The sequence below is a fragment of the Mycobacterium sp. genome, assembly GCF_032162605.1.
Taxonomy (GTDB): domain Bacteria; phylum Actinomycetota; class Actinomycetes; order Mycobacteriales; family Mycobacteriaceae; genus Mycobacterium.
This window is the reverse complement of the sequence record NZ_JAVROT010000506.1, coordinates 35127-41833: the sequence shown is the minus strand read 5'-3', so window position 1 is coordinate 41833 and position 6707 is coordinate 35127. Positions and strand designations below refer to the sequence as shown.

At 65.6% G+C, this 6707-nt stretch carries 5 protein-coding genes; 3 read left to right on the top strand and 2 right to left on the bottom strand.

Annotated features, from left to right (window positions below; all coding sequences use genetic code 11):
• Positions 1 to 54: 54 nt before the first annotated feature.
• On the bottom strand, positions 55 to 468 hold the full coding sequence (locus tag QOI01_RS28155) for a TIGR03667 family PPOX class F420-dependent oxidoreductase (protein WP_526386439.1): 414 nt from the start codon (positions 466 to 468) through the stop codon (positions 55 to 57).
• 23 nt (positions 469 to 491) lie between these two features.
• Between QOI01_RS28155 and QOI01_RS28150 the strand changes: the two genes are divergently transcribed.
• Positions 492 to 1142, top strand: coding sequence for a nitroreductase family protein (locus tag QOI01_RS28150; protein WP_526386438.1), 651 nt, complete (start codon positions 492 to 494; stop codon positions 1140 to 1142).
• 87 nt (positions 1143 to 1229) lie between these two features.
• On the opposite strand, the gene QOI01_RS28145 is transcribed toward QOI01_RS28150, so the two are convergent.
• On the bottom strand, positions 1230 to 1694 hold the full coding sequence (locus QOI01_RS28145) for a tRNA (cytidine(34)-2'-O)-methyltransferase (RefSeq protein ID WP_526386437.1): 465 nt from the start codon (positions 1692 to 1694) through the stop codon (positions 1230 to 1232).
• A gap of 1682 nt (positions 1695 to 3376) precedes the next feature.
• Between QOI01_RS28145 and QOI01_RS28140 the strand changes: the two genes are divergently transcribed.
• Entirely contained in the window at positions 3377 to 6298 is a 2922-nt protein-coding gene (locus QOI01_RS28140; RefSeq protein WP_526386436.1) for a HAMP domain-containing sensor histidine kinase, read from the top strand.
• Positions 6295 to 6702 carry a roadblock/LC7 domain-containing protein gene (locus QOI01_RS28135; RefSeq protein ID WP_526386435.1) on the top strand — a complete coding sequence of 136 codons (408 nt, stop codon included), beginning with the start codon at positions 6295 to 6297 and terminating at the stop codon, positions 6700 to 6702. Before QOI01_RS28140 ends, QOI01_RS28135 begins: the two co-directional genes overlap by 4 nt.
• Positions 6703 to 6707: the final 5 nt, after the last annotated feature.

Genomic DNA, 6707 nt, shown 5'->3' with positions numbered 1-6707 from the left:
GCGCTCGAACATGTGCCCGGACGCGTGACGGCCGTGATGCACACCCGACGGTGACTAACCCTCCGTCGGCGTGAGCCACACCTTGTCGATACCGATGCGCAGGCGAATGCTGTAGCCCGCCATCGCCTCGGTCAACCCGAACTTCTCGGCCGTCTCGGCGTACTTCGCCCAGTACGGCTCGTCGGTGCGGCAGTCCACACCCTCGGCGTCGATCGTCGCCTCGCCACCGATCACGACGATCCCGCCGCCGTTGCCGTCGGAGTCCAGGTTCAGGCTCACCAGCGGATGACGTTTGACGTGTGCGACCTTGGCCGCGCTGGGCATGGTGTAGACGAACAACGCGGTGCCATCGAAGTAGAACCAGATCAGCTTGGGGACCGGTTGGCCGGACTTCGCGACCGTGGTGAGCCAGCCGTATTCGGCGGCGCTCAGACGATCGATGACTTCAGGAGTCAAATCATTGCTCATGCAAGCGAATGTAGTCTCCGACTATGACTTCGAAGCCGCTGGATCTCACCGTCGACGAACTGCTCACGACCACCCGGTCGGTCCGCAAACGGCTCGACCTGGAGAAGCCGGTGCCGCGCGAGGTGGTGATGGAGTGCCTCGAACTGGCGCTGCAGGCGCCGACCGGTTCCAACGCACAGGGCTGGCAGTTCGTCTTCGTCGACGACGAGGAGAAGAAGAAGGCCATCGCCGACATCTACCGCACCGCGGCGACGCCGTACCTCGACGCACCCAAGCCGACCTACGGTGACAGCCGCGACGAGCGCACGCCGTTGGTCGTCGACTCCGCGAAATACCTCAACGACCATCTGCACGAGGTCCCGATAATGTTGATCCCGTGTCTGGAGGGCCGTCCCGACGGCGCTCCCGCCGGGATGAGCGCCGGATATTGGGGATCGCTCCTACCTGCGGCGTGGAGCTTCATGCTGGCGCTGCGCTCGCGCGGACTCGGTTCAGCGTGGACCACACTGCACCTCATGGGCGACGGCGAGAAGCAGGCTGCGGAGATCCTCGGCATCCCCTTCGACAAGTACGCCCAAGGTGGACTGTTCCCGATCGCGTACACCAAGGGCACCGACTTCAAGCCGGCCAAGCGACTGCCCGCCGAGCAGCTCAGCCACTGGAACACCTGGTAGCCCCTGCGCCAGCGTGCGCGGTGTGCCATGAATTGCGGCGTGTCGCCGTACCGACACGCACGCTCGCGCAACGAGGCGCGGTGAAGATCAGATTGCGCCGTCGAACCCCTGCTGGCGCCATGCCTCGTAGACGGCGACCGCCGCGGCGTTCGACAGGTTGAGGGACCGTCGGCCCGGGAGCATGGGGATCCGCACCTGCGCCGTGACGTGCGGGTCGGCCAGCGTCTCCGGGTCCAGGCCGGTCGGTTCCGGACCGAACATCAGGACGTCACCGGGTTCATAAGCGATGTCGCCGTAGAACGATTCGGCGTGGGCGGTGAACGCGAACACCCGCGCCGGCATGACGACCTTCCACGCCGCCTGCAGATCCCCGTGCACCGTCACCGACGCCAGGTCGTGGTAGTCCAGACCGGCCCGGCGGAGCTTCGGCTCGGACAGGTCGAAACCCAGCGGTTCGACGAGGTGCAATTCACAACCGGTAGCTGCGACCATCCGGATCGCATTGCCGGTGTTGGGCGCGATGCGTGGCGAGTTGAACATCACCCGGAACACGCCCTGAGCCTCCTCGGTATGTGACTAGTTGGAAACTGCTACGTCTATCGAGGTCAACCGAGGACTCCACATCCATCGAGCTTTCTAGCAGCTCATCTGACGCCCGCGAATCAGCTTGAGGAGAACGAAGGGAAGAGCACGCGTTCCCGTAGGGCTGGCCCTGGCGAGCGTGGTGAACAGCTCTGGGCAACACCGGGATCTGTACACGGCAGATCACCGGGAGGTTCTCGATGGCTGCGGTTCATCCGTCGAATCAGAGATCGAGAAGGTGCGGAAGGGATTCCTCGCTGCGCTCTCGTAACCCGCTATGCGGTTCGAGAATGGCCCTGGTTGTCTTCATCGTCATTCATCGGCTTCGGACGGTGGACCATTCGACCATCTTCGAACGCAGACGTGCTCGCTGCCGCTCGGATCTCGATCTCTGCCCTCTCCTCCGGCGTTTGACAGTCTGGGCAGACCCCGGCAAGGGGACGGCCCGCGTACAGATGGTAGCTCCAACTAGGCCACTCAGCCCGATCAGACGGCCATCGCCGTCGGCAGCGGCAACAGGTTTCGGAGTGCCAGCGGACCAGCGGTTCGATCAGCTCGCGAAGAATGTCAAAGGTATTCGCATTGTCGCTGCTGCTCATAGCCGATTCTAATCCCGGCCTCCGACATTGCGCGGAGTGTCGTGCCGCGTGTCGCATGCCGAGGTCGCTGCGGTTCGCACCCTCTGATCGGATTGCGAACGCTCGGCCAGCTCACCGTTGCCAGCTGGTGCGGAATCCCAAGCCGCTCAACGTCGTCACGCTCTCAGCCGAGTGAGTCGAGGAGCTTCCCGGCATCGGTCAGAGAATTCATCAATGGCCGCCGATCCGAATTGTTGAACTGGTCTTCGCCACCCACGTGCAGCCAGTGTGTGACCTCGCCTCGATGGGTCTGTTCCCCTGAGACGCTCACGCACACGCTGGCTACTTGCCATCGCTTCACTGTCGAGAACGACGGGATGACCCAGATTGCCACTCCCACGGCTGACACTCGATGGCGCATCTAGGTAGTACCAGGTCAGTGTAGGTCCACGACAAGCCGTACTGATCGCAGCCCCGGGATGCATGATTGATACTCCTGTTTGCTGACCTATTAACACGCGAATTTATTCTGGTGCTGTCGTCATCACTGTAAACCGCCCGACGGCAGCCGTCGGCCGACCCAGTGCGGTGGGGCTAGGTCGTTGGCCGCTGTGCAGCAGGTAGGGGCGCAGGGGTAGGCGGGGCGAGGTGGACCACGGGCAGGGGCGCCGTCGACCAGGTCATGTGGACACTGATGATCTCTTTGCGGTGTCCCCGCAGACGCCATCACCGCAATCCCATCGCAACGGGCATTACTCGTTCAGGACATTGACGCTTCGGTAGCGAAAGCGTGAGTCTCGATAGCCCGGCGGGGGAGAGCCAGCCATCGGGAAACAATGTGGTTTCGACATTTGCTCGCTTAGCACACAACTACGCAACGGCCCGGTCACGAACTCTGTCTGTTCAGTAAGAATTGTGGAAACCCCCGCACATCGCTGTCATACTCGAGAAATTGCCGGGTGGACTGGATCTTCCGGTGCCCGCCGATACGTGGGCGAAAGCAGCAGGAAGCCATATGAAGGACGCGCGATTAGTGAAACGCCGACGAGCGACCGGTTGTACGGCCGGGGCGCGATGACGGCGTTCGTAGAGCAGCCACAAGTCGTCGAGCCCACCGAATTCTCCAGTAATGAGCCGCGAGAGGGCAAGCGTCCGGCACGGTGGTCGCTGTCGAATTGGCCCGTTCGCTGGAAAGTGCTCGCGGTCGTCTTGGTGCCATTGCTGTTGGCCGGCGTATTCGGTGGTTTGCGGATCTCCGCGGGCTGGACTGAGGCAGGCGATCTGCGACTGGCCGCCGACCGCGCCGCGATGGTGCCCTCCATCGAGAAGTACATGGCAGCCCTGGAAGGCGCCATGTTGGCGAACTCCACCGGCGGCGACGCGCAGGCAGCACTCACCACCTTCGACACCAGCAAGCAGAACCTGCAGAGAGAGCTCGCTGGTACCGACGTCGTGCCCGACGTGCGCACCGGCGTCACCGGGCTGCTCGATGGCGGCCAGGCACTGCTGGACAAGATCACCGCCAACGGCATCGATCTGCGCGGCCGCATCACCGCCTACGCGCCGATCCTGTTGACCGCCGAAGACGTCGTCAACGGCTCGGTCCGCATCGACGACGAAAACATCCGCGCCGAGACGCTGGGCCTGAGCCGCGCGATCGGGGCCCGCGGGCAGATGATGATGCAGCAGCTGCTGGTCAACCTCGGCGGCGATCTTCCCGAACCCGAATTGCGCACGTCGATGATGACGCTGGCCGGTACCGAACCGTCGACCCTGTTCGGCATGGCGCAGGTGCTCGGCGTCGGCTCCCCCGACGCTCAGAGGCTGCAGGCAGAGATGGTCAAGCGGATGGCCATCATGTCGGATCCGGCCGTTGCGCTGGTCGGCAACCCCGATTTGACTCAGTCGCTGCAGGTCACGAATGAGATCGCCGCCAAGATCATCGGATCCACGACCACGTCGGTGACGGCCGCCGTCGAGGACCGGGCCAGCGCCAAGCGTGCGGAGGCGATTCGCGACTCGTCGATCGTCGGCGGCGCGATCCTGTTGGCCCTGGTCATCGTGCTGGTCGTGGCGCGCACGCTCGTGCGGCCGCTGCGCATGCTGCGTGACGGCGCACTGAAGGTGGCCCACGAGGACCTGGCCCGCGAGCTCGAACGAGTGCGAACCGGTGGAGCGCCGGGTCCCGTCCGGCCGCTGCCGGTGAACACCACCGAGGAGGTCGGGCAGGTCGCCCACGCCGTCGATGAACTGCACGAACAGGCCGTGTTCCTGGCAGGCGAGCAGGCGCGCCTGCAGTTGCAGGTCGGCGACATGTTCGAGACGTTGTCACGGCGCAGCCGCTCGCTCGTCGACCAGCAGCTGGGCGTCATCGACCGCCTCGAGCGCGACGAGGAAGACCCCGAGCGGCTGCAGAGCCTGTTCAAACTCGATCACCTGGCCGCCCGCATGCGCCGCAACGGCGCGAACCTGCTGGTGCTCGCCGGCTCGAAGGTGCCGCGCGAGCAGGCCGACCCGGTCCCGGTCGGCGCACTGGTCAACGCGGCGGCGTCCGAAGTCGAGGACTACACCCGGGTCGCCACGGCGACGGTGCCGGACAGCGAAGTGCATGGCGTCGTCGCAGGCGACCTGGTCCACCTCTTGGCCGAGCTGCTGGACAACGCTCTGAGATACTCGCCACCGATCTCGCAGGTGTGGGTGTCGGCGGTGCACACGGGCAACGGTGGTCTCGTCATCGAGATCTCCGACCACGGCCTCGGCATGACGCACGCCGACCTGCGGGTCTCGAATACGCGTCTGCAGTCCGGAGGCGAGGTCAACCCGTATACCGCCCGCCACATGGGCCTCTTCGTGGTCGGCAGGCTCGCTGCCCAGCATGGTCTCGTCGTCCGGCTGCGCAGCACCGTTGCGGGCGAACCGAATTCGGGAACCACCGCGGGTGTGTTCATCCCGGCCGAACTGCTTCTGCACGGCCCTGGCGGCCCCGAGGTCAGCGCTCCGGATTACGCCGCGTCCACCGACTTCGCCGAGTACGACCTGCCCGCAAACGCCCACGCGGACCTGGCGGGCGCCTTTGGGTACGACGACCACGACCACGACCACCACGACGACGACCACGCCGCCGAGCCGGAATACCGCAACGGCTATGCGGATATCCCCATTTCGCTACTGCCGCAACGGAACCCAGGCTCCAGCGGTATCTCGGACATTCCGTCTGCGCCGATCGAGCCCATCGACGAATCCGCTGACCGGTGGGACGACGAGCAGGAGTGGCCGGAGGAGGAATGGCCCGCCGACTCGATGCCTGGGCAGACGCCCGAGGCCGAAGAGCCGCCTCGCTGGCGCCTGCCCGTCGAATCCTCCGAGCGCCCGGTTCCGACGGACACGTCGTCGTTCTTCGCGGCCAAGGCTGAAGCCGCAAGCCAGCCGCCCAGGGCGACCAATGGGATGCACCAGCCCGACGCAACCTTCGGATCCCCCGCCCCAGTCGACGCCGACGACGACCACCAGCCCGTCGGCCATCCCGAGTCCGAACCCGCTCCAGCGGCCGAGACCGGCGGTTCCATCTTCGAGAAGATGTTGTCCGAGTGGCTGATCGACGATCCCACCGAGCTGGCCAAGAGCACCGACCTGGACTGGCAGACGGTTTGGGATCACGGCTGGTCCGCCGCGGCCGCCGCCGAGGAGGCGGCCGTCTCCGAGCGCACCGAGCACGGTCTGCCGATGCGTCGGCCGGGTGCCCGTCTGGTGCCCGGCGCGGCAGGCAACGGCGACAATGGTCACAATGGTCGCAACGGTGGCGCCCACCGGGGAGCGGACGCAACCGACGAGCCGGACGACGGCGGTGACTCCACGTTGGACACCGGGCCCATCCCGGTCGTGCGTGACCCCGAGGCAGTGCGCAGCAGCATCGGCAACCACTTCGGCGGCGTGCATGCGGGCCGTTCGCACGCCCGTGACAGTGCACGTGAAGGTAGGGAGGCAGACCACGAATGACCCGTCCCACCCAGCGCGACTCCCTCGACTGGCTGGTGTCCAAGTTCGCCCACGAGGTGTCGGGTGTGTCGCACGCGATCCTGGTGTCCGCCGACGGCCTCCTGGTGTCCGCCAGTGAGCACATGCCCGTGGAGCGGGCCGACCAGCTCGCCGCAGTGACGTCGGGGTTGGCCAGCCTGTCCACCGGCGCCGCTCAACTCTTCGACGGCGGCTACGTGCTGCAGTCGGTGGTCGAGATGGAGAACGGCTACCTGCTGCTGATGCGCGTCGGCGACGGATCGAACCTCGCCACCCTGGCCACCAGGTCCTGTGACATCGGCCAGATCGGCTACGAGATGGCCATTCTGGTGGAGCGCGTCGGCACCGTGATCCAATCGTCGCGCCGCACGGCTCAGCACTCGTGAGCGAC